This is a genomic window from Streptomyces sp. NPDC007162 (genome assembly GCF_040634175.1).
Lineage (GTDB): Bacteria > Actinomycetota > Actinomycetes > Streptomycetales > Streptomycetaceae > Streptomyces.
The window spans coordinates 1-1,329 of sequence record NZ_JBEYFC010001017.1; the positions used below are offsets into that span (position 1 = coordinate 1).

Below are 1,329 nucleotides of genomic sequence, written 5' to 3' on the forward strand. Positions count from 1 at the left end.
GCCCCGCTCAGGCGGTCGTGCCCGGGCCCGATGCGGCCCGGTGACCTCGGACGAACCATGTTGACATCCGCACACGGCGTGCCGGAAGGTGCTGCCCGGACGACTGGGGTGGGGCGGACGTGGAACGTCAGAGGTATGCGGAGCGGTGTTCGGAACTGTTCGCCGTGGGCGGCTTCGCCGCCGTACGGGAGACGGCCGAGGCAGGACTGGACGAGTACGGGCCGGATCCGGTTCTTCTCCGATGGCTCGGCTAGGGCCTGTCTTCAAAGGCTGTTGATGGGGCATCATGTGACGCATGGTGCGGCGACATGAGCTCTCGGATGAAGAGTGGGATGTTCTGTCGGGGCTGCTTCCGCGGACGGAAACGGGGCGGCCCCGGCGGGACGACCGGGTGGTGCTGAACGGAATCGTGTGGAAGCTGCGGACCGGTTCGGCCTGGCGTGATGTGCCGGAGAGATACGGGTCCTGGCGGACGTTGTACACACGTTTCCGCAGGTGGGCGCTCGATGGCACGTTCACGCGGATGCTTGAGGCCGTCCAGGCTCAGAAGGATGCGGCGGGAGACGTCGACTGGCTGGTCTCCGTGGACTCCACGATCACCCGCGCTCATCAGCACGCGGCCGGCGCCCGTAAAAAGGGGCAGGCCCTGCAGAAACGGCACACACTCACGCCCTCGGACGATCCCGTGGCGGACTGACGACCAAGATTCACCTCGCCTGCGACGGCCATGGCCGTCCGCTCAGCTTTGTCGTCACCGGCGGCAACATCAACGACTGCACGCAGTTCGAGCAGGTCCTCGCGCAGATCAGTGTTCGCCGCCCAGGCCCAGGCCGACCGCGCAACCGGCCCGATCATCTCCTGGGCGACAAGGGATACAGCAGTCGGGGCATACGCAATTACCTGCGGAAACGCGGTATCCCGCACACCATCCCGGAACGCTCGGACCAGCAGGCAAACCGCCGCCGTCGTGGTAGCAACGGCGGCAGGCCGCCCGCTTTCGACGGGGAGCGCTACAAACAGCGCAACGTCGTCGAGCGCTGCTTCAACGCGTTAAAGCAGTACCGGGCCATAGCCACCCGCTACGACAAAACCCGCGAATCCTACGAAGCAGCACTCACCATCGCGTCACTCCTGATGTGGATATGACCCTTTGAAGACGTACGTCCACGCGTGGCCCACCCAGGGGTCGGCGAGGTGGTCGTCGGCCACCGGGGTGATCCGCAGCAGGGAACGCCACAGCGGGTCGAGCACGGGGCCGTACGCGCGGGCGTCCTCCCGGTCGGCCACCATCAGCAGGTGCACCCCGACCGAGGGCCCCTCGTCGGCCAG

At 66.8% G+C, this 1,329-nt stretch carries 2 protein-coding genes and 1 pseudogene; 2 read left to right on the forward strand and 1 reads right to left on the reverse strand.

Going from position 1 to position 1,329, the window contains the following annotated elements:
- Positions 1-119 precede the first annotated feature (119 nt).
- Both ABZ646_RS46780 and ABZ646_RS46785 read left to right on the forward strand, forming a co-directional pair.
- Positions 120-254 carry a hypothetical protein gene (locus ABZ646_RS46780; RefSeq protein WP_272919117.1) on the forward strand — a complete coding sequence of 45 codons (135 nt, stop codon included), beginning with the start codon at positions 120-122 and terminating at the stop codon, positions 252-254.
- Between the two features lie 41 nt (positions 255-295).
- Positions 296-1,146: pseudogene (locus tag ABZ646_RS46785) on the forward strand (IS5 family transposase).
- On the opposite strand, the gene ABZ646_RS46790 reads toward ABZ646_RS46785, so the two are convergent.
- Positions 1,126-1,329 (reverse strand): hypothetical protein (locus ABZ646_RS46790; protein WP_360533936.1); only part of this gene is annotated, 204 nt, incomplete at its 5' end. The pseudogene ABZ646_RS46785 and the gene ABZ646_RS46790 sit on opposite strands and share 21 nt — an antisense overlap.